Origin of the sequence: Saccharopolyspora ipomoeae, from assembly GCF_029952525.1 — a bacterium.
Taxonomy (GTDB): Bacteria; Actinomycetota; Actinomycetes; order Mycobacteriales; family Pseudonocardiaceae; genus Saccharopolyspora; species Saccharopolyspora ipomoeae.
On record NZ_JASAOF010000011.1, the window covers coordinates 151,853 to 175,483 of the forward strand.

Genomic DNA, 23,631 nt, shown 5'->3' on the forward strand with positions numbered 1-23,631 from the left:
GCGGAAGATGAGAACGGTTGCAGCAGTCGTTGACGAGGGCAGCACCGAACTGGACCTGCGCGAGCTGCACGTCGACGAGCCAGGTTTCGGTGAAGTGCACGTCAGATTCGTCGCATCCGGGCTCTGCCACTCGGATTACCACTTCATCGATGGCGTACTGGGCGGTCGCACGCCGATCGTCCTCGGGCACGAGGGCGCAGGCATCGTCGAGCTCGTCGGTCCAGGCGTCACGCGGTTGCAGCCGGGGGACCACGTGGTGGGCAGCTTTGTGCCCACTTGCGGGGCCTGCCGGTACTGCGCGACTGGTCGATCCAGCCTGTGCGACATGGCCGCCGACACGATGAACGGCACCTTCCCGGACGGCAAGTTCCGGTTCCACGATGCGCGCGGGCGGGAGTACGGCAGCCTGTGCATGCTGGGGACCTTTTCGGAAAGGGCCACCGTCATGGAGCGATCCATGATCAAGATCGATCCGTGGATTCCGCTCGAAGTTGCTGTCCTGGTGGGTTGTGGGGTGCCAACGGGCTGGGGAACGGCCACGGAGGCCGGCGGCGTTCACTTCGGGGACACAGCCGTCGTCTACGGCGTCGGTGGGATCGGGATCAACTCGATCCAGGGAGCGGCATTCGCCGGCGCGAAGTTCGTCGTGGCAGTGGACCCACTGGAGTTCAAACGAGACATGGCGCTCAAGTTGGGTGCCACCCATGCCTTCGCGACCGCGGAAGAGGCTGCCGAGCGCGTCCACGAGCTGACTTGGGGGCAAGGCGCTGACCAGGCGCTGGTGACCGTCGGAGTGGTTGACGAGAAGGTGATCGGTGATGCCTTCGACATCGTCGGCAAGGGCGGGACTGTGGTGGTCACCGGCCTCGGCGCCCCCGAGGACCGCACCATCCACGTGTCAGGGGCGATGATGACGAAGTGGGAGAAGACGATCAGGGGCTCGATGTTTGGGTCCCTGAATCCGCACCACGACATCATCAAACTCCTGCGCTTGTACGACAGTGGCCATCTCAAGCTCGACGAACTCGCGACCCAGCGCTACCGGTTGGACGAGATCAACCAGGGATACGCCGATCTCAAGGAGGGGAAGATCATCCGCGGCGTCGTCGTGCACGACCAGTGAGCACGCATCCGCGGAAAGCCGAGAACGAGCGGTACCTTGGCGGCTCATCCGCCACTTCGGTGGCACACCCGATGAGCTCGTCCCGGGTGTGAGCCGACCAGTTCGCGGGCCTTGACGTCGTCCGCCGGTGCCAGGGCATGCAGGTGGGTCATCGCAGGTGTCGGGCTGACTCATCCCTCGGTGCATCGTGTGCCCGGCGGCTTTCGAACGCCGCGGCCAGGCTCTTTCGGCAGGTGCGCAGGATCTGCCGTGTCGCCGGTGTGTCAGGACTGTTGTGGCAACGCCTGCAGATCACGGAAACGTCGCCTCTGCGGTGCGTGTGGCAGGTGATGCGTTCGAACGGCGAGAGCTCCTCGCGGTCCTCAGCGACGTCTTCCGCGATCAGCAGGTGTGCCAGGCGACGATCGCGGAGGTCCGCGTAGCGTTCGCCAAACTGCACGACCTCTGCGGGCGCCGGATGGGAAGCATGCGGGAACCGTCGACGGTGTCCGCGAAGCCTGGTTCGTTCGGGGTGGGGCTGGACGAGCATCATCTGCCTCGGTGGTCCGTTCTGAGGACCTGTCCAGTGTCTTTCGACCCGGGCTTGGAAGAAGCCGTGCGATTGCGTAGGCACCTACCTAATCAGGCTGGCTCGTACCAGGCGGAGGTTGCGACTGGCACTACGATCATGATCGGCAATGGGCACTTCGAAGACAAGCGTGCCCGACCTGGGTCCGACCACGCTCGGACCGTCTACCGGACCCACCTCGACGCGGTGTCGGTGGCCGAGGACGGGTTCTTGAGCCTCCTCGCTGGTAGAGGTGCCTGAGGATCCGGTGCGCGACCCAAGCGAACCCAACATGCCGCTGAGCGGACTAGTCTTGAGTTCTGATGAATGCGCCGTCCGTTGAGCAGTTGCAAGGCGGGTGGCCGGCGGATCTGACGAGCTTTGTCGGCCGCCGTAGGGAGCTGGCCGAGGTGCGGCGTGCGCTGGCCGCTTCCCGGCTGGTGAGCCTCGTGGGTCCGGGTGGAGTGGGCAAGACGCGATTGGCCTCACGGGCCGCGTGGGAGGTGCGTCGAGCGTTTCCCGGTGGTGTGGTTTTGGTCGAGCTGGCGGGGTTGGAAGACGAGCGCCTGGTGTCGCAGGCGGTGGTGACGGCTCTGGGCATTCGCGACCAGAGAGCTCGATGGTCGCCGGAGACGCTGGCCGAGCAGGTGGGACAGCGGCGCCTGCTGCTGGTGTTCGACAACTGCGAACACGTGGTCGACGCTGCCGCCGCCACAGCTGCCACGCTGCTGCAACGTTGTCCAGACCTCCGGATTCTCACCACCACACGGCAACCGCTTGCCGTCGCCGGTGAGCACATCTTGAACGTCCCCGCTCTGACCTGCCCTCCTGATGGCGCGGCAGTGTCGCCTGACGGACTGTCCGCGTATGAGGCCGGCGCGTTGTTCGTGGATCGGGCGAGGGCAGCCGTGTCGGAGTTCGTGCTCGACGAACGCACTGGTCCGGTCGTGGGTGCCATCTGCCGCCGGCTGGACGGGGTCCCGTTGGCGATCGAGTTGGCCGCGTTTAGCCTCCGGGTGCTGTCGCCGGAGCAGATCCTGCAGCGACTCGACGATCGATTCGGCTTTCTGACCGGAGGGAACCGGGCGGCAGCGCCTCGGCACCGGACGCTTCGAGCCCTGATCGACTGGAGCTTCGACTTGTGCTCGGAGCAAGAGCGGGCCGTGTGGGCCCGAGCGTCTGTGTTCGCCGACCACTTCGACCTCGACGGAGTCGAAGCGGTTTGCTCGGATCAGGTCTCCTCCGATGCCGGGATCTTCAGCGTGGTCGCCGGCCTCGTGGACAAGTCGATCTTGATCCGGGGCGAGCACGAGGGCCGCGTCCGCTTCCGGATGCTCGAGTCGATCCGGGAGTACGGACACGAAATCCTCCGTGATTCTGGCCAGGAAACGTCCGTGCGGCGTCGGCATCGTGACTGGTGCCTCGCGTTGGCCGAACAGATGCGACACCGGTGGTTCGGCCCGGGCCAGGGCGAGTTGTTCTCGCAGATGCGTCTGGAACATGCAAACGTCCGTGCCGCTCTCGATTTCTGCGTGCGAGAACCGGGCGAGGTCGCTGCGGGTGTGCGCATCACCGATGGCCTGCGGGATTACTGGCGTGTGAGCGGGCTGATCAGCGAGGGCCGGCACTGGTGCGATCGCTTGATGGAACGCGAAACCGCGTCGACTCTTAACCGGTTGTGCTTGCTGATCAACGCGGCTCACTTCGCGTTGTTGCAAACTGAGGTGTCCAAGGCAACGGCGTTGCTTCAGGAAGCCGAGTGCGTTCAGCAGGAGCTCGGCGACGAGAACAGCGACCTGTTCATCCAGGTGGTTCGTGGTTTCGCGGCATCGCTGGGGCACGATTACGTGGGTGGGCTGGCTACGGCGGAGCAGGTGCTGGATGTGCTTCGCGAGTCCGAGGAGTTTTCCTGGCTTTTCGCTGGGCTCGCGCTTGTGGGCGTGTGCAGCACGCTGTTGGGAGACTCTGAGAAGGCGACCGCGTACTACCACGAGCTGCGTCATCTGTGCCGCGAGCGGGGTGAGAAGTGGCGCCAGTCCTATGCGTTGTGGGGGCTCGGCATGGAGGCATGGCGCCAGGGAGATGCGTCAACGGCCGCCACTTTGGTGCGGGAAGCGCTCGAGAATTTGCAAGATTTCAACGATTACCACACCGCCGGGCTGTGCGCCGAGGCGTTGGCGTGGATCACCAGTAGTGAGGGCCAGCCCGAGCGAGCCGCCTGCTTGCTCGGGCTGGCCCACACCATCCGCGGCGAGGAAGGTGGTCCCCTGCTGCCGTTGTTCGAGGAGTACCACGACCAGTGCGAACGGCAGGTCAGGGGAGCGTTGGGTGAGCGTGCCTACGCGATGTCGTTCGAGCAGGGCGCGGCCGTCCGAGTCGACGAGGCCCTCGGATACGCGCTAGGACAGAAGCGTCGTGCCGAGCCGACGCCGAAGGCGGAGAGCGTGAAACCGCTGAGTCGCCGGGAGCAGGAGATCGCCGGGCTCGTCGCGCAGGGGATGAGCAACAAGGAGATCGCGAACTCCCTGGTGATCTCGCGTCGCACTGCAGAGGCTCACGTGGAGCACATCCTGGTCAAGCTCGGGTTCACCTCCCGCGGCCAGATCGCGGCCTGGCTGTCCGAGCAGCGGAACCAGGACATTTCCTGAGGCGCGGATTTCCCTGACGACCTCCGTTCGGGCGGTCACGATTCGTCGGCGTACAGCACTCCGGAGGCGAGTAGCTCATCGATCTCATGAGCGGTCAAGACTTCGGAGGCCACTTCGCGGGTGTCGGCTCCGACCTTGGGAGCTCGGCCGGCGCGGTCGGGGCGCTGACCGTCGAACTTCCACGGGGGTCGGAGCAAGGCCAGGCCGTCGTCCTGACGTTCGACGAGCTCGAGGTGCTGGACTTGTTCGTGATCGAGATACCCGTTCATCGAGAGGACCGGAGCGAACGGGACGTCGTTCTCGGTGAGCACCTTCTCCCAGTGCTCTTTCGACTTCGTGGCGAACTCCGCTTCGACGATCGGCGTCAGCTCGAAGTAGTTCGCCTCGCGAGGCCTGTACTCGGCGAACCGCGGGTCCTCGGCGAGATCCATCCGATCCATCGCCCGGCACAGCGATGTCCAGAACTTCTGAGAGGACGACAGGTGGACGGCCAGGTACTCACCGGAGGACGTCGGCACGCAGAAGTTCTGGGCTTGCGGGTGGCGACTGGTGCGGGTCGGATCCTCGCCCAGCTCGAAGGCCTGGGTGATCCCGTCAGTGGTGAGCACGCTAACGGCCTCCATGATCGAGGTCTCCATGCGCTGCGGTTGTCCGGTCTTGAGGCGGCCGACGAGTGCGGCAAGCACGCCGGTCGCCGTGCTGAGGCCGGTGACGAGATCCGCGCTCAAGCCGCCTGCGAGCTGCGGGCGCCCGCTGTCGCTGAACAGCGAGTACAGACCACCGAAAGCGTGCCCGATGGTGTCGTAGGCAGGGCGGTCTGCCAAAGGACCGGTGGTGCCGAAACCGGTGACCGAGCCGTAGACGATGTCCGGGCGCAACGCGCGACAGTCCTCGGGTCCGAGTCCCATCGCCGCGACCTTGCCCGGCCGGAGATTTTCGAGCACGACGTCGAAGAAGGGAACCAATGCCTTGACGACCGCGATTCCTTCACGCGTCTTGAGGTCTACCGAGATGCTGCGCTTTCCGGTGTTGTACTGGCGGAAGTACGGGCTCCGATCGTTCTGGTGACGGCGGAAGTCCTCGCCGGTGACGGGGCGCTCCACCTTCACGACTTCGGCGCCCAGCGCGCAGAGGAACGATGTCCCGAAGGGGAGGGCGATGTAGCCCCCGATCTCGAGGATTCGGATGCCGTCGAGCGGCTTGTGCTGCATGGTGCCCGCCTTCACTGCCAGGTTACTGTCATATTTTATATAATATGAGCGCGCTCGGTCGGTCAACCTCCGGGCGCCGCGGACTCGGCCCGGTTGCGCGGGGCCCTGGGCGTCGACCGTGAGGGTGGCGTCCGTTGGGCACGGGGTGAAGCCGTGGCGGTATCCAGCGGCCCAAGTTGTGCCCTTGATGCGGGTCTGCGCTGGGAGTTTACTCCTGCGGACGGCAGCACTTCCGTCAAGAAAAAATATTATGTAGTTTACATTGGTGACTCGCCTCTCCTGCACCGCGACTGCGACCACCGGTTCGGATCTTCCGTGAGCCGGGGTGAAAGACAGAGGAACGACCCGATGAACCGACAGACGGATCTCTGGCAAGGTCAGTACGACAAGTTGTTCGTCGGAGGTCGGTGGGTGCCGCCGGCGTCCGATCGGATCTTCGAGGTGATTTCACCCGCCACCGAGCAGCCGGTGGCACGTGTCCCGGAAGGCGTTGAAGCCGATATCGACGCCGCGGTGAGCTCGGCGCGCCACGCGTTCGACAAGGGGCCTTGGCCTCGCATGCCGCTCGAGCAGCGGATCGCGGTGTTGCGCGAGCTCAGCGCTGAGCTCGCCGCCCACGAGGACGACGTGGCCAAGCTGGTCAGCGCCGAAATGGGTTGTCCGATCACTCTCTCGACGAAGATGCAGTCCATCGCCCCGCGTCTGCTGCTGGACGCCTTCCTGGAACTCGCACCCAGCTACCCGTGGGCCGATACCCGCAAGTCCGCGACCGGTAGTGCGCTGGTCATACGCGAACCGGTCGGTGTCGTCGCTGCAATCGTGCCGTGGAATGCACCGCTGCTCATCACGATGATCAAACTCGCTCCTGCATTGCTCGCAGGATGCACGATGGTCATCAAACCCTCGCCCGAGACACCGCTCGACTCGTACCTGCTCGGTCACCTGCTCGAGAAGGCCGGGCTCCCGGAAGGGGTCGTGAACATCGTCCCCGCTCAGCGCGAGGCCAGCGAGCACCTCGTGCGCCACAGCGGCGTGGACAAGGTCTCGTTCACCGGTTCGACTGCGGCTGGGCGGCGGATCGCCTCTCTGTGCGGCCAGGATCTGCGCAGGGTGACGCTCGAGCTTGGTGGCAAGTCGGCGGCAGTGGTGCTCGAAGACGCCGATCTCGACGCTGTCATTCCCGCCATTCGAGCGGCTTCCTTGCGCAACAGCGGTCAGGTGTGCAGCAACAAGACACGGATCGTGGTGGCGCGGTCGCGGCGGGACGAACTGCACGATCGCTTGGTTGAGCTGATCAAGTCGATGCCGGTGGGCGACCCGTTCGACCCGGAGACCGAAATCGGCCCCTTGGTGAGCGCGAACCAGCGCGCCCGGGTGGAGGGCTACATCGCCGATGGCACGAAGTCGGGAGCGTCGCTGCTCGTTGGCGGGGATCGTCCCGGTCACCTCGACCGCGGCTGGTACGTCGCTCCGACGGTGTTCGCCGACGTGGATCCGAACGCGAAGATCGCTAAAGAGGAGATCTTCGGCCCGGTGCTCACGGTGCACACGTTCGAGGGTGAGGAAGAGGCCGTCGAGATCGCCAACAACTCTGAGTACGGACTCAACGGTTCGGTGTTCTCAGACGACACCGACCGCGCCTTGTCGGTGGCGCGGCAAATCCGCACCGGCACTGTTGAGGTCAACGGCAATCCGGTCGGCTTCACCGCACCGATCGGCGGTTTCAAGAACAGCGGGATCGGACGCGAAGCAGGCCTCGAGGGCTTCGACGCCTACGTCGAACTCAAGTCGTACGGCTTGCCGCGGTGAACATGCCGCTGTCCGGACCCTGCACGCGAAAGGCGACCACCATGGAAACCATCCCCCCGGTCGAAGAGGCTGCGGCGAAGCTCGTCACCGAGCTTACCTTCGACTCGATCCCCGCCGACGCGCTCGCCGGGGCTCGGCGCTTGATGCAGGACCAGCTGGCCGTCCAGATCGGCAGTGCGGTACTGCCGTGGAGCCGAGCAGTTCTCGACCTGACCCGCTCGGCCCATGCTCCAGGTAGCTCGCACGTGACTACCAGCGGTGATGCGATGAGCGCTGCGGACGCCGCGTTCGTCAACTCGACGTTCGGACACGGTTTCGAGTACGACGACGCCCACCGCGCGAGCTCATCACATCCCGGGAGTTGTGTGGTGTCGGCCGCGCTCGCCATCGGTGAGGAACTCGGGTCCTCGATGCGGGAGGTTGTGACAGGCATCGTCGCGGGGTACGAGGTCTACACCCGGATCGGGAACCTGGCCGCACCCGAATTGCTCGAACGCGGCTTCCACCCGCACGGGCTGCTGTCGAACTTCGGCGCTGCCGCCGTGGTCGCCAAGATGCGCGGCTTCGACTTCGAGACCACGGTGCACGCGCTCGCCATCGGCCTCAGCCACGCGTCGGGAACCACCGAGTACACCTCGTCTGGAGGTTCGATCAAGCGCGTTCACTCGGGGATCGGCACTCGCAACGGGATCCGTGCGGCAGAGATGGCCGCCGCCGGTATCACCGGCCCGACCACCTTCCTGTCCGGCGCGAAGGGTTTCTTCCACGCGTTCGTTGGCCGGCCCGTCCCCGATGAAGCCGCCGCCACGTTCGGCCTGGACAAGACCTTCGAGATCACCCGTGTGTGGGTCAAGCCCTACTGCTGCTGCGGAATCAACCACGCGTACATCGACGGGGCACGTCGGTTGGCCGGGCGCCCGGCCGAGGTCGAATCGGTGCTGTTGGGAATTCAGACCGGCGGTGACGTGGTGATCGGCAACAAGAACGCGAACGCGAGAGCGCCGAAGATCATCGAACACCTCCAGTACAGCCTCCCTTACCAGTTCTCCCTGTCGATGCTGGGCAAGGGCAACGGCTTCCAAAGCCACCACGACTACATGGCCGGTCGGCTCGACATCGGTGAGGGCAGCGACGTGGCGATCTTGGCGAGCAAGGTCCGGATCGAGGTCAAGCCGGAGTTGGACACGTCCTACCGGGGCCGTTGGGTAGGCGACATCGCGGTGCGCTACCAGGACGGCACCAGCGAGAGCGTGTTCGTCGACAACCCCACCGGGACCGCCGAGAACCCGATGTCGCAGGAGGATCTGGACGCGAAGTTCCACGAGCTGACCGTTTCGGTGATCGGTGCCGAACGCAGTGAGGCGCTTCTGAGCGCTATTACAACGGAGGACCTGGACACGCCGGCGTCCGAGTTCGCGGCACTGCTGAGGGCCTGATCTCGGCCGTCCCACGGCAAGCAGGCACGGGAATCAGAGAGTTCGCCGCAGTCCGCGTGCTTGGTCCCAGGCGCAAGCGGGTTGGCCGTTTGATTTCTTGCCATTGACCTAACCAAATAGAAAGCATAATATATTTTCATTGTCGTTGATGTGGAAGGAGCCGCTGCGTGAGCGCTCCCCTGGAGGGGGTCACGGTCCTGTCGATCGAACAGGCGATCTCGGCCCCGCTGTGCACTCGCCACCTCGCAGACCTGGGGGCCCGGGTGGTCAAGATCGAGAACCCCGCCGGAGGTGACTCGACGCGGCATTACGACGACGTGGTGCGCGGTATGGCGGCGCACTTCGTCTGGCTCAACCACGGCAAGGAATCAGCGGCGCTGAACTTGACCGACTCCTCCGACATGGAGGTCTTCGGGCGATTGCTGGCGAAGGCCGATGTGCTGGTCAGCAACCTGGCTCCCGGTGCCCTGCGGCGGCTGGGCCTGGATCCGGCTGATCTGGTGGCGCGCCATCCGCGGCTGATCGTCGTGGACATCTCCGGCTACGGGACCGGTGGTTCGCTCGACCACAAGCGGGCCTACGACCTGCTCATCCAGGCCGAAGGCGGTTCTTGCTCGATCACCGGCTTGCCCGGTGCTCCCGCCAAACCAGGCGTGCCCATCGCCGACATCGGGACGGCGCTCTACGCCAAATCCGCGGTTCTGGCCGCGCTGTACGAGCGTCAGCACAGTGGGCGCGGCACCGTGATTCCGATCGCGATGCTCGATGTCGTGGCCGAGATGATGGGCTTCGCGCTCAACGGTGTGCTGCACGGTGGGCCGGAGCCCGAGCCAGTGGGCATGGGGTCGCCGATGATCGCGCCTTATGGTGCTTATGCCACCAAGGACGGCCAAACGGCTGTGCTCGGTACGACCAGCGACCGCGAATGGCAACGGTTGGCGCGGGACCTCCTGCAACGCCCTGAGCTGGCGGACGACTCCCGTTATGCCCACAACGCGGATCGGGTGGCGCTGCGTGAGGAGCTCGACGAGATCCTCGAACAATGGTGCGCTCAGCGCGATCTGGCTGAGATCCAGCTGCTCGCCGATGAAGCAGGAATCGGAAACGCCCGGCTGAACAGCGTTCGCGATCTCGCGAACCACCCGCAACTGGCCGAGCGCGGTCGTTGGAGGCAGGTGGGCACTCCCGTTGGTCCGGTGCCGGCCCTCCTCCCGCCCGCGCTCGGCACGGAGTGGAAGGTCCCCGACGGCCGTGTTCCCGCGCTGGGCGCGGACACCGAGGCGATCCGCGCGGAGGTCGCCGAAGCAGGACGGGCTGATCGATGAAGACGTCTTGCACCCGCCTCGGTGGGCGCGAAGTCGCGGCATAGCAAGAGGAAGAGCTGCCGAGCAGCCCCAGTCTAGGAGAGTGAACCGTGTCCGCTTCGAATTCTTTGCGACGCGCCGCGATCGTCAGCCCCATGCGCACGCCCGTCGGCGCTTTTGGCGGAGCCCTTCGCGATGTGCCGGTGGAGGACCTGGCGGCCGCGGTCGTCCGGGAGGTGGTGGCGAGGTCTGGTGTGGATGCTGAGCGCATCGACGACGTCGTCTTCGCCCAGTCCTACGCCAATTCCGAGGTTCCCTGCGTAGGGCGCTGGGTGGCGTTGCACGCCGGGTTGCCGATCCAGGTTCCGGGAATGCAGCTGGACCGCCGGTGCGGTGGTGGGCTCCAAGCCCTGGTCACAGGCGCCATGATGGTTCAGACCGGTGCCGCCGACGTGGTCCTGGTGGGCGGCGTCGAATCGATGAGCCGGATCGAGTACTACTCGACAGCGACGAGGTGGGGCGCTCGCGCCGGCACCGTTTCGCTCTACGACCGGCTCGACCGGGGGCGTGAGCGATCGCAGCCGGAAGCCCGCTTCGGACGGATCTCGGGGATGATCGAGACGGCCGAGAACCTCGCCACCGATTGCGGCATCAGCCGGGCGCAGGCGGACGCCTACGCAGCGCGCAGCCAGCAACGGGCTGGCGCGGCGTGGCGGGATGGCCGGTTCGACGCCGAGGTGGTCCCCATCGAGGTCCCGCAGCGCAAGGGCGACCCGATCGTCGGCACCGACGAAGGAGTCCGCCCCGACTCGACTCCGGACACGCTGGCCCGCTTGCGGACCATCGTGCCCGACGGGACCGTCACGGCGGGGAACGCCGCTCAGCAGAACGATGCCGCAGCAGCCTGCCTGATCGTCGCCGAGGACCGGTTGAGCGAACTCGGATTGGAGCCGCTCGGCTACCTCGGCGGCTGGGCCGCGGCTGGCTGCGACCCGGCCCGAATGGGCATCGGTCCCGTGCCCGCCGTCGGAAAGCTCGCCGCCCGGGCCGGCACCGACACACGTGGGTTCCTGGACGGTCTGGATCTCGTGGAGCTCAACGAGGCGTTCGCCGTGCAGGTGCTGGCAGTTCTGGAGGGCTGGGGGTGGCACGACCACGATCGGCTCAACGTCAACGGATCCGGAATCTCGCTCGGCCATCCCATTGGTGCCACCGGCATGCGGATGGTCACCACGCTGCTGCACGAGCTCACCCGGCGCGGTGGTGGTACTGGACTCGCCACGATGTGCGTCGGAGGTGGGCAGGGGCTGGCCGCGACCTTCGAAACGGCGTGAGCACCGCCGCAGGAACTCATTTGTCGGAGCACGAAAGATACGCTGGAGGCGTCAATGGCAGCCGCTCCTTTCTCGGCCCAGTACTGGAGCGAGGTCGAGACCTTTTCCCCTGCGCAGGCCCGCGCGATTCAGGACGAACGCCTGCGTGAACAGCTGGCGTACCTGGCGGCGAACAGCGCCTTCTACCAGGACAAATTCGCCGAGCACAAGGTCGACGCGGCCAAGATCAGGACGGTCGATGATCTGGCCGAGTTGCCGTTCACCGAAAAGCAGGAACTGCGCGACAGCCTGGCCTCCTCGCCGCCTCTCGGCGCGCATGTGGCCGCTGACGCGGCCGACATCGTGCAGGTGCAGGCGTCGTCCGGTACCACGGGCAGCCCGTCGTACGTGGGGCTGACCAGCAGCGATATCGAGACCTGGTGCGAGTTGGGCGCCCGCGCGCTGTACGCGAACGGGTTCCGCCCGGGAGATCGACTGCTGCACGCGTTCGGCATGAGCAAGGGCTTCGTCGGTGGGCTACCGGTGATCCAGATCATGCAGTACATGGGCATCGTCGACATCCCCATCGGCGCCGAAGCGGGCGCGGAGCGATTGCTGCGGGTGCAGGCCGATCAACGCCCGAACGCGATGATCGGAACGCCGCACTTCTTGGCCCATCTCGCTGAACAGGCGCCGAAGATCGTCGGCCTTTCCGCTCGTGATCTCGGTGTCCGGGCCATCAGCGTCGGTGGCGAGCCCGGAGGTGGTCTTCCCGCCGTGCGCGAGAACCTCGAGAACTTGTGGGGCGCGACGTCGCGGGAGATGCTCGGCGGAACGGACATCGCGTGCACCTATTGGGGTGAGTGCGAGGCCAACGACGGGATGCACTTCCTGTCTCCCGACCTCATGGTCGCGGAACTGATCGACCCGGACACGGGTGATCGACTCGACCCCGTCGAGGGTGTGCAAGGTGAGCTCGTCTACACGGCACTGCGCCGCCAGGCGTCACCGGTTCTTCGATTCCGGACCAGAGATCACGTCGTCGTCACCGGGACTGATTGCTCTTGTGGGAGAACGGGTTTCAAGGTTCGTTGCATCGGACGCACCGACGACATGCTGATCGTCCGCGGTATCAACGTGTTCCCGTCGGCGATCAAGCAACTTGTCGTCGAACTCGCCCCGGACACGACCGGCGAAATGCGGATTCGGCCGGACTTCGAAGGGCATTCGACTCAGCGCCCGCTTCCCGTCGTCGTCGAGCACGCGCGGGGCATGGATGAGCACCAGCGGGATGAGCTCCGTTCGAAGCTCGAACAGCGCATCCGCTCGGCGCTCAACGTGAAGACGAATGTCGAGATGGTCCCGGACGGGACCCTCAAGCGGCCCGACCACGTCAAGGTCGCGCTGATCGAACGAGATGTGTGACGGTGACGGAGCGCGTGCGTGTCCGCGTCGTGCAGTGAACGAGCAAAATCCTGATGGGCAGTGCCCTACGTCGGCGGATTGGGGAGGGCGTGGCATGAGCGGGCCTTTGGAAGGTGTTCGGGTCGTGGTGCTCGCGGGTATGGGCCCGGTGCCCTTCGCCGGCATGCTCCTGGCCGACATGGGGGCGGAGGTCGTCCGAGTGGTTCGCCCGGCCAACCGGAGGCAGCGTGCGCTGGCCAACACCGAGGGGCTGCGCCCCGAACACGACCTGGCCGATAGGGGAGTGGATGCCGTCGCGGTCGACCTCAAAGACCCCGACGGCGTGGAAGCAGTCCTCACGCTCGTGGAGTCGGCGGACGTGTTCGTGGAGGGGTATCGCCCCGGCGTTGCGGAACGGTTGGGCCTCGGGCCCGACGTCGTGCTGGAGCGCAACCCGACTGCCGTCTACGCTCGGCTCACGGGCTACGGACAGAGCGGGCCGCTGTCGAGGCAGGCCGGTCACGACATCAACTACGTCGCGCAGTCCGGGGCGCTGCACGCCATGGCTCGGGCCGGTGAGGCGCCGCGCCCTCCGATCAACTTGTTGGGCGACTACGCCGGTGGTGGAACGGTCGCGGCCTTCGGCATCGTGTGCGCTGTGTTGGAGGCGCGCGGATCCGGACGAGGACAGGTCGTGGACGCCGCGATGGTCGACGGCGTCGCGCTCCTGACGGCCAAGCTCCAGGGCCTGCGAGCTGCCGGTCTGTTCAGCGACGAGCCCGGTACGAACTGGCTGGACTCGGGAGCGCCGTACTACGACACGTACCTCTGCGCGGACGGCCGCTACATCGCGGTAGGCGCTCTGGAATCAGACTTCTACCAGGCGTTCATCTCGCGGCTGGGCGTCGACACCCGCAACTGGCCGGACCAGCAAGACCGGGATTCCTGGCCTCGGTTGAGGAAGCTGATCGCGGGAGCGGTGGCGTCCAAGACGCAGGCCGAGTGGGCCGCCATCTACGGCGGCACCGACGCATGCGTCACCCCGGTGTTGACGTTCGAGGAAGCAGCCGCAGATCCGCACAACGCGGAGCGGCAGGTCTTCCAGAGCATCGACGGCGTGCTGCACCCCTCGCCGGCGCCGCGCTTCAGCCGGACTCCAGCGAGGGAACCGGCCCCTCCCAGCGCGCAGGTCGTCGATGTGCAGGAGCTGATCGAATCCTGGACGGGCGCGCCCGCTGTCTCAAGACGCTGACGTAGTCCTCGTCGGCTCATAGGGCAGCAAGAATACAATCGAATATATAATATAGAGAACCTGGCGTCTTTGGCCGAGGCAGAAGACGGCACCGTGCGACGGGCGGAGACACCCGCCGTACTCCACGCAAGGAGGACCACCGTTGAAGCCGTATCGATCAATGCTCTTCGTCCCGGGACACAAACCGACCTGGGCTGAGAAGGCCGTGTCCGCCGGGGCGGACGCGGTGATCCTCGACCTCGAGGACTCCGTGCCGCCCACGCACAAGGAAGAGGCGCGCAAGACCGTTCAGGAGACGATCGGGCGCCTGGACGAGGCAGGTGTGGGCAGCGACGTTTGGGTGCGGCCGAACAGCTTCGACAGCGGACTGTTCGGTGCGGATGTCGAGAACGTCGTGGTTCCTGGACTTGCCGGCTTGTTCCTGCCCAAGGTGTTCACCTCGGAGGAGATCGTGCGGATCGATGCCGTCGTCTCCCACATCGAGGAGCGCGACGGGTTGGCACCGGGATCGATCGGCTTGATCGTCAGCTTCGAGACCGCGGTCTCGATGGCGCACTGCGAGGAGATCGCAGCGGCGAGCCCGCGGGTGTCGAGCCTGCTGGGCGCGACCGGTCCGAACGCCGACGTCGGGCGCGAGCTGGGCTTCGAGTTCACTGCGGAAGGCCTGGAGACCCTGTACCTGCGCAGCCGGATCATCCTCGCGGCCCGAGCCGCGGGCATTCACCACCCGGTCACGGGCGTCTGGCAGGACATCAAGGACCTCGACGGGTGCCGGCGCTTCATCGAGGATGGTCGTCGCCTGGGCTACCGGGGCATGGTCTGCATCCACCCGTCGCACGTCGCCATCGCCAACGAGGTCTTCACACCTTCACCCGAGACCGTCGACTTCTACCGCCGCATGATCGCGGCTTACCGGGATGCGGAGAAGCAGGGCAGCTCGGCGGTCGACTTCGAGGGGCAGCACATCGACATCGCGCACGTGAAGACGGCTGAGGGCATCATCGAGCTGGCAGAATCGCTCGGGTTGTAACCAAGGGCTCATCGAAAAGCGGAGATGGGGCGTGAGGCACACAGTGCTCACGCCCCATCTCCGCTTTTCGATGAGGAACGGTCGTTCAGGCTCAAGCAGGCCGTTCAACGACCGGACTCAGCAGGAGGGTGAGTCGGGTTCAGGACAGGAGGACCAAGGACTCGGCCACGCAAGCCGGTTTGCTCGCCCCGTCGAGCTCGATGACATACCGGGTCGTCAGGGTGGCGCCGGCGGGCCCCTCCTGAAGGTCGATGAACGTGGCCTTGGCACGCACCGTCGATCCCGAGGGGACCGGAGAAGGGAACCGGGCCTTGTTGAGCCCGTAGTTGATCCTGGCGGTACCGAAATCGAGGTGGAAGAGCTGCTGGCCGAAGTGGGGGAGCAGCGAGAGGGTCAAGTAGCCGTGGGCGATGGTCGTGCCGAACGGGCCAGCGGCGGCTCGTTCGGGATCGACGTGGATCCACTGGTGGTCACCGGTCGCGTCGGCGAAGGCTGTGATCCGTTCCTGGGTGACCACCAGTGGTGCTGTGGGTCCGAGCTCGACACCGAGCGCGGCTTTGACCTCGTTCAGCGAGGTGAAGGTGCGGGTCATTCTGTTGCCCTTTCAAGTTGAGGGCGCCGTGGTGCCCGGAGCGGGAACCTCGCGATTCGGTTTCTGCTGCGTCCGGGCACCACGCGCTCACATGAAGCGGCCGCCGGTGACTTCCAGCACCGTGCCGGTCATGTAGGAGGAGAGGTCGGAGGCGAGGAAGAGCGCGACGGAGGCGACCTCGGCGACCTCGCCGGCTCGCTTCATCGGGATCTCGTCCATCTTCTGGTCCCAGGCCTTCTGAGGCATCGCCTCGGTCATCGCCGTGCGGATGAGACCGGGCTGGATCGCGTTGACCCGGACGCCGTGGTGGGCCATCTCCTTGGCCGCAGCCTTGGTGAGGCCGACAATCCCTGCTTTGGCTGCGGAGTAGTTGGTCTGGCCGACCATTCCGACCTTGCCGGACAGCGAGGAGAGGTTGACGATGGTGCCGCGCTTGCACTCGCGCATCAGGGCCGAGGCCTTGCGGGTACCGTTCCAGGTGCCCTTCAGGTGGACGTTGACGACCTGGTCGAACTGCTCCTCGGTCATCGTGCGCATCGTGGCGTCGCGAGTGATGCCGGCGTTGTTGACCATGACGTCCGTCGGGCCGAAGCTCTCTTCAGCGGCCGCGAGAAGCGCGTCCACGTCTGACTCGGCGGTGACGTCGCAGCGGATGCCCCTGGCGACGTCGGGTCCGCCCAGCTGCTGAGCAGCGAGTTCGGCGGCGTCGCCGTTGAGGTCGGCGAGCACGACGCGGGCGCCCTCGGCGGTGAAGCGCTGTGCGATGGCGAGTCCGATGCCCTGCGCGCCTCCGGTGATCACCGCGGTGCGGCCCTCGAGCAGTGGCTGTGCCATGTCAGTTCCTTTGCTGTGGTCGTCCGTCAGATCTTGTTCCGGTTGATCAGCTGTGCGGCGATCACGTTGCGCTGGATCTCGTTGGTCCCTTCACCGACGATCATCAGCGGTGCGTCGCGGAAGTAGCGTTCGACGTCGTACTCCTTGGAGTAGCCGTACCCGCCGTGGACTCGAATCGCGTCGAGCGCCACTTCCATGGCGGCCTCCGAGGCGTACAGCTTGGCCATTCCGGCCTCCATGTCGGAGCGCTCACCTGCATCGAGGCGTTCGGCCGCGTCGAGGGTGAGCAGCCTGGCGGCGCGCATCTTGGTGGCCATGTCGGCCAGCTGGTTGCCGACCGACTGGTGCTTCCAGATCGGCTTGCCGAACGACTCGCGTTCCTGGGAGTAGCGGACGGCGGCGTCGAGAGCGGCCTGCCCGACACCCAGGGCGCGGGAGGCGACCTGGATGCGCCCGACCTCCAGGCCGCGCATCATCTGGGACCAGCCTTGGTGGGCCGTGCCGCCGAGCACTGCGTCGCCTGGCACGTGCATCTCGTCGAAGACGAGCTCGCATGCCTCGACGCCGCGGTAGCCGAGCTTGGACAACTTCTTGGAGATGACGAGCCCATCGCCGGGTTCGACGAGCAGCACGCTCATGCCCTTGTGCGCGGGCTTGGCCGTGCTGTCGGTGATGCAGAGGAGGCCGATCAGGCCGGAGTGCGCGGCGTTGGAAATCCACGTCTTCGAACCGGTGATCGACCAGCCGTCCCCGTCCGGTACGGCGTGCGTGCGCATCGCCTGCAGGTCACTTCCGCCACCGGGCTCGGTGAGGGCCATGGTCGCCCGGATCGTTCCGTCGGCCATCTTGGGCAGGTAGCGCTCGCGTTGCTCCGGCGTGCCGAAGGTCTTGATCAGGTACGTGATCACCGAGTGCCCGCCGATCGCACCGGCCAGGCTCATCCAACCGCGCGCGAGCTCTTCGGTGATCTGCGAGAAGCAAGCGGTGCTGACGTCGACTCCGCCGCTGTCAGCGGGTGCTAGCAGACCGAAGAACCCGAGCTGTTTCATCTCCTCGATGAACTCCGCGGGATAGATGTCGTCTTCTTCGAACTCACGGACCCGCGGGCGCACCCGCTCGTCGACGAATTCCCGAACCAGGGCAACCATCTGCTGCTCGTCGGAACTGAGTCTCATCGGTTTCCTACTTTCGCCTGTCGAGTGTTCAGCCTGCTGCGCGTCGCTGTGCGTTGCGCACGAGCCCGCCGCCGATGATGAGCCTCTGGACCTCGCTGGTGCCTTCGTAGAGCCGGAGCAGCCGCGCGTCGCGGTAGATGCGCTCGACCGGGACCTCGCGCATGTACCCGGTGCCACCGTGGACCTGGACCGCCAGGTCGGCGACCTTGGCGAGCATTTCGGTGCAGTAGAGCTTGGCGGCCGACGGTCCGATGCGGGTGTCGGCACCGCTGACGTAGTTGCGCGCGGTCTCGCGCACCAGGGAGCGGCCGGCCAGGACACCGGTCTGCTGGTCGGCGAGCATTGCCTGCACGAGCTGGAACTCGCCGATCGCGTTTCCACCTTGGGTGGCCGAGGCAGCGTAGGCGACGGATTCGTCCAGGGCGCGTTGGGCGCTGCCGACGGCAAGGGCGGCGATGTGCACGCGGCCGCGGGCGAGGGAGGTCATGGCAGCGCGGTACCCGGCGTCTTCCGAGCCGCCCACCAGCGCTGAGCCGGGCACCCGCACACCGGAGAAGTGCACGTCCGCGGTCCAAGCGCCTTCCTGACCCATCTTCTGGTCCTTGGTTCCCACTTCGACACCGGGAGTGTTCGCGGGCACGAGGAAGACCGCGATCCCTGTTCCGGAGTCGTCGGCCGGCCGCGTACGTGCGAAGACCACGAACAGGTCGGCGATCGGGGCATTGGTGATGAACCGCTTCTGCCCCTCGATCACCCAGTCGTCACCATCGCGGACCGCGCTGGTGCGCAATCCCGCGGGGTTCGATCCGGCGCCCGGTTCGGTCAGTGCGAAGGAGGCCACCACCTCGCCGGATGCGATTCGCTCGAGCCAGGTGGCCTTCTGCTCGTCGGTTCCGAAATTGACCAAGACCTGGCCGGCGATCCCGTTGTTGGTCCCGAACATCGACCGCAGAGCCAATGAGGTGTAGCCGAACTCGAACGCGAGCTCGACGTCCTGCGTGAGGTCCAGGCCGAGCCCGCCCCACTCCTGCGGGATCGCGTACCCGAACAGCCCCATCTCCTCGGCCTGCTTGCGCAGGTCGGAGGGGATGGCGTCGGCTTCCATGATCTCCTGCTCGCGCGGTACGACCTTCGATCGCACGAAGTCGCGCACCAGAGCCAGGATTGGTTCGAAGTCCTCAGAACTGACTGCTGCCATGCCTGTCACTATCGACGGGATCAACGATAATGTAAAATATTTTATCGTGAACGTGCCTTGAGTCACACCGCTGCGGCTTGCCGGGGCGGGCGGGCAAGAGGCCGCCTGAGGTCGGCATGAGGCTCCGCGTTGCCGTTGACTGGACTGCGGCGCTAGGGTAAACATAATATATTGTTTGCAAGGTTCAGTATCTGCACTCGATCTGGACCCCGCCGCGCCTCCGGGAGTCGGCGGAGCCGCGTTGGAGCGGGTCCCGTCATCACCCGGACTTCCACACGAACGCAAAGGACATCCGCCATGCCCGGTCTTTACTTCGAGGAGTTCGAACCCGGTGCCGTCATCGAGCACGCGACGCGGCGCACCGTCACCGAGACTGACAACGTGCTGTTCAGCACGTTGACCTTGAACCTGGCGCCGCTGCACCTCGACGCCGAGTACAGCAAGAACAGCATCCACGGGCAGCGGTTGGTCAACAGTCTGTTCATCCTGGGCCTGGTCTCCGGTGTCACCGTGCCCGACACCACGCAGGGGACGACGCTGGGCAACCTCGGGTTCGGCGAGGTCAAGTTCCCCAACCCGGTCTTCCACGGCGACACGATCCGCGCGCGCACCGAGATCGTGAGCAAGCGCGAATCCAAGAGCCGCACCGATTCAGGCATCGTGAACTTCCGCCACTACGGGATCAATCAGCGCGACGAGATCGTCTGCGACGCCTTGCGCGCCGGACTGATGATCAAGCGGTCCGCGGCTGAATCCGCAGCGGCCTCCTGACGTCGCAGGCAGGCCGACCCCAGTCGCGCAGAGCATAAGGAGAAAGATGACTTCGCACGAAGAGAGCACCGTCGAGGTCGTGCGCAAGGCGACCCGTGAGCTGGCGCAGAAGTTCGACTACGAGTACTGGCTGGAGAAGGACCGCAAGCACGAATACCCCTGGGAGTTCGTGAAAGCCTTCGCCGATGGTGGCTGGCTCGGTGCGATGATCCCCGAGGAATACGGGGGCATCGGCCTCGGTCTGACCGAGTCAGCGGTCATGATGTCGGAGATCGCCGCCTCCGGTGCGGGGATGAGCGGCGGTTCCGCAGTCCACTTCTACGTGTTCCCGCCGGCTCCGATCCTCAAGCACGGCTCCGAGGAGATGAAGCGGGAGTGGCTGCCGAAACTCGCCAAGGGCGAGATCCTCATGGCGTTCGGCGTCACCGAACCAACGGCTGGTGTGGACACTTCCCGGATCACGACCAGGGCCGAGAAGATCAACGGTGGCTGGTTGGTCAACGGGCAGAAGGTGTGGATCACCAATGCCCAGAACGCCCACAAGATCTTGCTGCTGGCACGCACGTCGCCGCGCCGCGAGGACAAGCCGCTGCACGGCATGACCCTGTTCTTCACCGACCTCAATCGTGAGCGGATCACCGTCCGGGAGATCGAGAAGCTGGGACGGGCGTCGATCGACTCCAACGAGCTGTTCATCGACAACCTCGAGGTCAGCGATGATGAAGTCGTCGGTGAGGTGGACAAGGGCTTCTACTACCTGATCGACGGCCTGAACCCCGAGCGCGCCGTGGTCGGGATGGAGGGCATCGGTCTGGGTCGTGCCGCGCTGGAGCTGGCCACGAAGTACGCGGGGGACCGGGTCGTGTTCGACCGCCCGATCGGGAAGAACCAGGCGGTCGCCCACCCGCTCGCCGACTCGTGGATCCGACTGGAAGCCGCCGAGCTGATGGCGATGAAGGCCGCCGAGTTGTTCGACGCGGACCAGCCCTGTGGCCCCGAGTCGGCCGCGGCCAAGTTCCTCGGCGCTGAGGCGGGGTTCGAAGCGTGTGACCGAGCCCTGTCGACGCACGGTGGGTACGCCTACGCGAAGGAGTACCACGTGGAGCGGCTGTGGCGGGAGGTCCGCCTGCTGCGCAATGCGCCGTTCTCCCAGGAGATGGTCCTCAACTACGTGTCCTCGAAGGTGCTGGGGCTTCCCCGGGCGTACTGACGGCGTGCTGCCGACGAGCTTCGGCCAGTTGCTGTCGCCGAGCTCGTCGGCTGCGTCATTTCCGGCTGATGTGGGCGGTGCTGCGGGCGAGGCCGGTGGAATCGGCGCAGTCGGAGTGGTTTCTCAGCCGTCGCAGCGCTGTCACGGCGCTCCTGATCAGGATCTTGCTAGAAGGGCATTTACTGGAAATGAACGTTGTTGTGTTGGTTAAGCAGGTGCCCGACACGTATTCCGAGCGGAAGCTGTCTGCTGCGGATCACACGTTGGACCGCGAGTCGGCGGATGCCGTGTTGGATGAGATCAACGAGCGCGCCGTGGAGGAGGCGCTGTTGGTCAAGGAGGCTCAGGGCGGCGAAGTGACCGTCGTGTGCATGGGCCCGGATCGCGCCACGGATGCCATCCGCAAGGCGCTGTCGATGGGCGCCGACAAGGCGGTGCACCTCGCCGACGAGGCGCTGCACGGCACCGACGCGCCCGCCACCGCCAAGGCGCTGGCGAAGGTCATCGGCACCGTGGAGGGTGTCGACCTGGTCATCGCCGGCAACGAGGCGACCGACGGTCGCTCCGGTGCGGTGCCGGCGATGGTCGCCGAGGTGCTCGGCTGGCCGCAGCTGACCTTCTCGCGCAAGGTCTCCACCGACGGTTCCGCGGTGAAGGTCGAGCGCGAGACCGACGCGGGCATCCTGACCGTCGAGGCCGGTCTGCCGGCCGTCGTGTCGGTCACCGAGAAGATCAACGAGCCGCGGTACCCGTCGTTCAAGGGCATCATGGCCGCGAAGAAGAAGCCGGTGACCGCGCTGTCGCTGGCCGATGCGGGGATCGACGCCTCCGAGGTGGGCCTGGCCAACGCCGGCTCCCAGGTCGTCGAGTCCGCACCGAAGCCGCCGAAGTCCGGCGGTGTGAAGGTCACCGACGAGGGCGAAGGCGGCGTTGGCGTTGCCGAGTTCCTGGCCGGCGAGAAGCTGCTCTGACGAGGACTGCAAGGAGGAAAGATCATGTCTGAAGTTCTGGTCCTCGTCGACCACGCTGCTGGTGAGGTCAAGAAGGTCACGCTGGAACTGCTCACGGCCGCCCGCCGGATTGGTTCACCGTCGGCCGTGGTGGTGGGCGAGCCGGGCACAGCGGACAAGCTCACTGCTGTTTTGGCCGAGTTTGGTGCCGAGAAGGTCTACGCGGCCGAGTCCGCCGAGGCCGCGGAGTTCTTGGTGACGCCGCAGGTCGACGTGCTGGCCGCGCTGGCGGGTTCGGCGAGCCCGGCGGCGGTGCTGGTGCCGGCGTCGGTGGACGGCAAGGAGGTCGCCGGTCGTTTGGCGATCCGCCTGGGTTCGGGTCTGCTGTCGGAGGTCGTGGACGTCGACGCCGACGGCGTTGCTTCGCACTCGCTGTTCGGTGGCACCTACGACGCCAAGGCGAAGGTCACCCAGGGCACCCCGGTGATCACCGTGCTGCCGGGCTCCATCGAGGCCGAGCAGGCCTCCGGTGCCGCGGCGGTCGAGCAGGTCGAGGTTCCGGCCGCCTCCGGTGCCAAGATCACGGGTCGGCAGCCGGCCGAGGCCGGCGACCGCCCGGAGCTCACCGAGGCCAGCATCGTGGTCTCCGGTGGTCGTGGTGTCGGTTCGGCCGAGCAGTTCGAGGTCGTGGAGAAGCTGGCCGACACCCTCGGTGCCGCTGTGGGTGCCTCGCGTGCCGCGGTGGACTCGGGCTTCTACCCGCACCAGTTCCAGGTGGGGCAGACCGGTAAGACGGTCTCGCCGCAGCTCTACATCGCCCTGGGCATCTCCGGTGCGATCCAGCACCGGGCGGGCATGCAGACGTCCAAGACGATCGTCGCGGTGAACAAGGACCCGGAGGCGCCGATCTTCGAGATCGCCGACTACGGCGTCGTGGGCGACCTGTTCAAGGTCGCCCCGCAGCTGGCCGACGAGGTCACCAAGCGCAAGGGCTGAAGGCCTCTCCCTGTTCTCGGCGTGCCTGCGTTTCGTGGGTGGGCGCAGGCACGCCGGAATCTCGAACCACTCAGTGAAGGACCGTGAGCATGGGTGCTCTGCAGCTCGTCCTGGGGCTGATCTGCCTGGCCGTGACCGCCGTGGCGGTGGCGATGGCGTTCCGGACCGTCTGGCGGATGATCTCGTCGATCCGTCTAGGTCAGCCCGCTCCTGGAAGGTCGGGGCCGTTCGGGGCCAGGTTCGGTACCATGCTCAAGGAGATCCTCGGTCACACGCGGATGCTGAAGTGGGGCCACGTGGGCGTGGCGCACTGGTTGGTGATGGTCGGGTTCGGTGGCTTGAGCCTCAGCGTTCTGGAGGCGTACTTCGAGGTGTTCTGGCCGGCGTTCGAGACGCCGGTGCTGAGCTGGTTCGGTCCGTGGAACCTGGTCGTGGAGCTGCTGGGTGTCGGCACGGTGCTCGGTGGTTTCTGGTTGATCGGTGTGCGGCAGCGGGAGCATCCGCGGCGGGCGGGTCGCGTGTCGCGGTTCCAGGGTTCGAACTTCTGGCAGGCGTACTTCGTCGAGGCCGTGGTGGTGCTGGAGGGTTTCGGGATCATCGGGCTGCGTGCCTTCAAACAGGCTGCTGGCTTGTTCGAGGCGCCGGTGTGGTCGGCTCCGCTGACCTACGCCTTGGGCAGCGTGCTGCCGGTGAGCACTGCGGCGATCTCGTTGTTCGCGACGTTCAAGATCCTCTCTGCGATGATCTGGGTCATCGTGATCGCCTCGAACCCCACGATGGGTGTGGCCTGGCACCGGTTCTCGGCGTTCTTCAACATCTACTTCAAGC

The 23,631-nt window shown here is 66.0% G+C and carries 18 protein-coding genes and 1 pseudogene; 14 read left to right on the forward strand and 5 right to left on the reverse strand.

The genetic code is table 11. From position 1 onward, the window contains the following. The first annotated feature begins 7 nt into the window (after positions 1-7). Positions 8-1,123 (forward strand): NDMA-dependent alcohol dehydrogenase, encoded by a 1,116-nt coding sequence (locus tag QFW96_RS18385; RefSeq protein WP_281456920.1) that lies wholly within the window; start codon positions 8-10, stop codon positions 1,121-1,123. Positions 1,124-1,993: 870 nt separating this feature from the next. After that, positions 1,994-4,318 (forward strand): ATP-binding protein, encoded by a 2,325-nt coding sequence (locus QFW96_RS18390; protein WP_281456921.1) that lies wholly within the window; start codon positions 1,994-1,996, stop codon positions 4,316-4,318. A gap of 35 nt (positions 4,319-4,353) precedes the next feature. On the opposite strand, the gene QFW96_RS18395 is transcribed toward QFW96_RS18390, so the two are convergent. Further along, on the reverse strand, positions 4,354-5,829 hold the full coding sequence (locus QFW96_RS18395; RefSeq protein WP_281456922.1) for a CaiB/BaiF CoA transferase family protein: 1,476 nt from the start codon (positions 5,827-5,829) through the stop codon (positions 4,354-4,356). 48 nt (positions 5,830-5,877) lie between these two features. On the opposite strand from QFW96_RS18395, the gene QFW96_RS18400 reads away from it, so the two are divergent. The 7 genes from QFW96_RS18400 (at position 5,878) to QFW96_RS18430 (ending at position 15,077) form a co-directional block, all read left to right on the forward strand. Beyond that, entirely contained in the window at positions 5,878-7,338 is a 1,461-nt protein-coding gene (locus QFW96_RS18400; protein WP_281456923.1) for an aldehyde dehydrogenase, read from the forward strand. 2 nt (positions 7,339-7,340) lie between these two features. Continuing rightward, a complete protein-coding gene (locus tag QFW96_RS18405) occupies positions 7,341-8,774 on the forward strand; it encodes an MmgE/PrpD family protein (RefSeq protein WP_281456938.1) in 1,434 nt (477 codons plus the stop codon). Positions 8,775-8,941: 167 nt separating this feature from the next. Beyond that, positions 8,942-10,099 (forward strand): CaiB/BaiF CoA transferase family protein, encoded by a 1,158-nt coding sequence (locus tag QFW96_RS18410; RefSeq protein WP_281456924.1) that lies wholly within the window; start codon positions 8,942-8,944, stop codon positions 10,097-10,099. An 89-nt stretch (positions 10,100-10,188) separates the two neighbouring features. Next, positions 10,189-11,412 (forward strand): acetyl-CoA C-acetyltransferase, encoded by a 1,224-nt coding sequence (locus QFW96_RS18415; RefSeq protein WP_343231393.1) that lies wholly within the window; start codon positions 10,189-10,191, stop codon positions 11,410-11,412. Positions 11,413-11,466: 54 nt separating this feature from the next. Then, on the forward strand, positions 11,467-12,816 hold the full coding sequence (locus QFW96_RS18420) for a phenylacetate--CoA ligase family protein (protein ID WP_281456925.1): 1,350 nt from the start codon (positions 11,467-11,469) through the stop codon (positions 12,814-12,816). A 94-nt stretch (positions 12,817-12,910) separates the two neighbouring features. Beyond that, entirely contained in the window at positions 12,911-14,047 is a 1,137-nt protein-coding gene (locus QFW96_RS18425) for a CaiB/BaiF CoA transferase family protein (protein WP_281456926.1), read from the forward strand. Between the two features lie 160 nt (positions 14,048-14,207). Then, on the forward strand, positions 14,208-15,077 hold the full coding sequence (locus QFW96_RS18430; RefSeq protein WP_281456927.1) for an HpcH/HpaI aldolase/citrate lyase family protein: 870 nt from the start codon (positions 14,208-14,210) through the stop codon (positions 15,075-15,077). Positions 15,078-15,216: 139 nt separating this feature from the next. On the opposite strand, the gene QFW96_RS18435 is transcribed toward QFW96_RS18430, so the two are convergent. The 4 genes from QFW96_RS18435 to QFW96_RS18450 form a co-directional block, all read right to left on the reverse strand. Next, positions 15,217-15,669 carry a MaoC family dehydratase gene (locus tag QFW96_RS18435; protein WP_281456928.1) on the reverse strand — a complete coding sequence of 151 codons (453 nt, stop codon included), beginning with the start codon at positions 15,667-15,669 and terminating at the stop codon, positions 15,217-15,219. An 87-nt stretch (positions 15,670-15,756) separates the two neighbouring features. Then, entirely contained in the window at positions 15,757-16,503 is a 747-nt protein-coding gene (fabG, locus tag QFW96_RS18440; RefSeq protein ID WP_281456929.1) for a 3-oxoacyl-ACP reductase FabG, read from the reverse strand. A 26-nt stretch (positions 16,504-16,529) separates the two neighbouring features. Beyond that, positions 16,530-17,678, reverse strand: coding sequence for an acyl-CoA dehydrogenase family protein (locus QFW96_RS18445; protein ID WP_281456930.1), 1,149 nt, complete (start codon positions 17,676-17,678; stop codon positions 16,530-16,532). Positions 17,679-17,706: 28 nt separating this feature from the next. After that, positions 17,707-18,876, reverse strand: a complete 1,170-nt coding sequence (locus tag QFW96_RS18450; protein WP_281456931.1) for an acyl-CoA dehydrogenase family protein — start codon at positions 18,874-18,876, stop codon at positions 17,707-17,709. Between the two features lie 297 nt (positions 18,877-19,173). On the opposite strand from QFW96_RS18450, the gene QFW96_RS18455 reads away from it, so the two are divergent. The 5 genes and pseudogenes from QFW96_RS18455 to QFW96_RS18475 form a co-directional block, all read left to right on the forward strand. Further along, positions 19,174-19,647 (forward strand): MaoC family dehydratase, encoded by a 474-nt coding sequence (locus tag QFW96_RS18455; protein ID WP_281456932.1) that lies wholly within the window; start codon positions 19,174-19,176, stop codon positions 19,645-19,647. A gap of 46 nt (positions 19,648-19,693) precedes the next feature. Further along, complete coding sequence (locus QFW96_RS18460) at positions 19,694-20,857, forward strand: acyl-CoA dehydrogenase family protein (protein WP_281456933.1); 1,164 nt, start codon at positions 19,694-19,696, stop codon at positions 20,855-20,857. A 188-nt stretch (positions 20,858-21,045) separates the two neighbouring features. Then, positions 21,046-21,828, forward strand: a complete 783-nt coding sequence (locus tag QFW96_RS18465) for an electron transfer flavoprotein subunit beta/FixA family protein (RefSeq protein ID WP_281456940.1) — start codon at positions 21,046-21,048, stop codon at positions 21,826-21,828. 24 nt (positions 21,829-21,852) lie between these two features. Further along, positions 21,853-22,803, forward strand: coding sequence for an electron transfer flavoprotein subunit alpha/FixB family protein (locus QFW96_RS18470; protein WP_281456934.1), 951 nt, complete (start codon positions 21,853-21,855; stop codon positions 22,801-22,803). 89 nt (positions 22,804-22,892) lie between these two features. Then, positions 22,893-23,631, forward strand: a pseudogene (locus QFW96_RS18475) (Fe-S oxidoreductase); the annotation flags it as partial.

Excerpts from the sequence above, each read along its gene's own strand:
- QFW96_RS18445 (WP_281456930.1), bottom strand. The coding sequence starts at position 17,678 with ATGAGACTCAGTTCCGACGAGCAGCAGATGGTTGCCCTGGTTCGGGAA.
- QFW96_RS18405 (WP_281456938.1), top strand. The coding sequence starts at position 7,341 with ATGCCGCTGTCCGGACCCTGCACGCGAAAGGCGACCACCATGGAAACC.
- QFW96_RS18385 (WP_281456920.1), top strand. The coding sequence starts at position 8 with ATGAGAACGGTTGCAGCAGTCGTTGACGAGGGCAGCACCGAACTGGAC.
- QFW96_RS18470 (WP_281456934.1), top strand. The coding sequence starts at position 21,853 with ATGTCTGAAGTTCTGGTCCTCGTCGACCACGCTGCTGGTGAGGTCAAG.
- QFW96_RS18455 (WP_281456932.1), top strand. The coding sequence starts at position 19,174 with ATGCCCGGTCTTTACTTCGAGGAGTTCGAACCCGGTGCCGTCATCGAG.
- QFW96_RS18450 (WP_281456931.1), bottom strand. The coding sequence starts at position 18,876 with ATGGCAGCAGTCAGTTCTGAGGACTTCGAACCAATCCTGGCTCTGGTG.
- QFW96_RS18425 (WP_281456926.1), top strand. The coding sequence starts at position 12,911 with ATGAGCGGGCCTTTGGAAGGTGTTCGGGTCGTGGTGCTCGCGGGTATG.
- QFW96_RS18400 (WP_281456923.1), top strand. The coding sequence starts at position 5,878 with ATGAACCGACAGACGGATCTCTGGCAAGGTCAGTACGACAAGTTGTTC.
- QFW96_RS18420 (WP_281456925.1), top strand. The coding sequence starts at position 11,467 with ATGGCAGCCGCTCCTTTCTCGGCCCAGTACTGGAGCGAGGTCGAGACC.
- fabG (WP_281456929.1), bottom strand. The coding sequence starts at position 16,503 with ATGGCACAGCCACTGCTCGAGGGCCGCACCGCGGTGATCACCGGAGGC.
- QFW96_RS18430 (WP_281456927.1), top strand. The coding sequence starts at position 14,208 with ATGCTCTTCGTCCCGGGACACAAACCGACCTGGGCTGAGAAGGCCGTG.
- QFW96_RS18460 (WP_281456933.1), top strand. The coding sequence starts at position 19,694 with ATGACTTCGCACGAAGAGAGCACCGTCGAGGTCGTGCGCAAGGCGACC.
- QFW96_RS18465 (WP_281456940.1), top strand. The coding sequence starts at position 21,046 with ATGAACGTTGTTGTGTTGGTTAAGCAGGTGCCCGACACGTATTCCGAG.
- QFW96_RS18390 (WP_281456921.1), top strand. The coding sequence starts at position 1,994 with ATGAATGCGCCGTCCGTTGAGCAGTTGCAAGGCGGGTGGCCGGCGGAT.
- QFW96_RS18435 (WP_281456928.1), bottom strand. The coding sequence starts at position 15,669 with ATGACCCGCACCTTCACCTCGCTGAACGAGGTCAAAGCCGCGCTCGGT.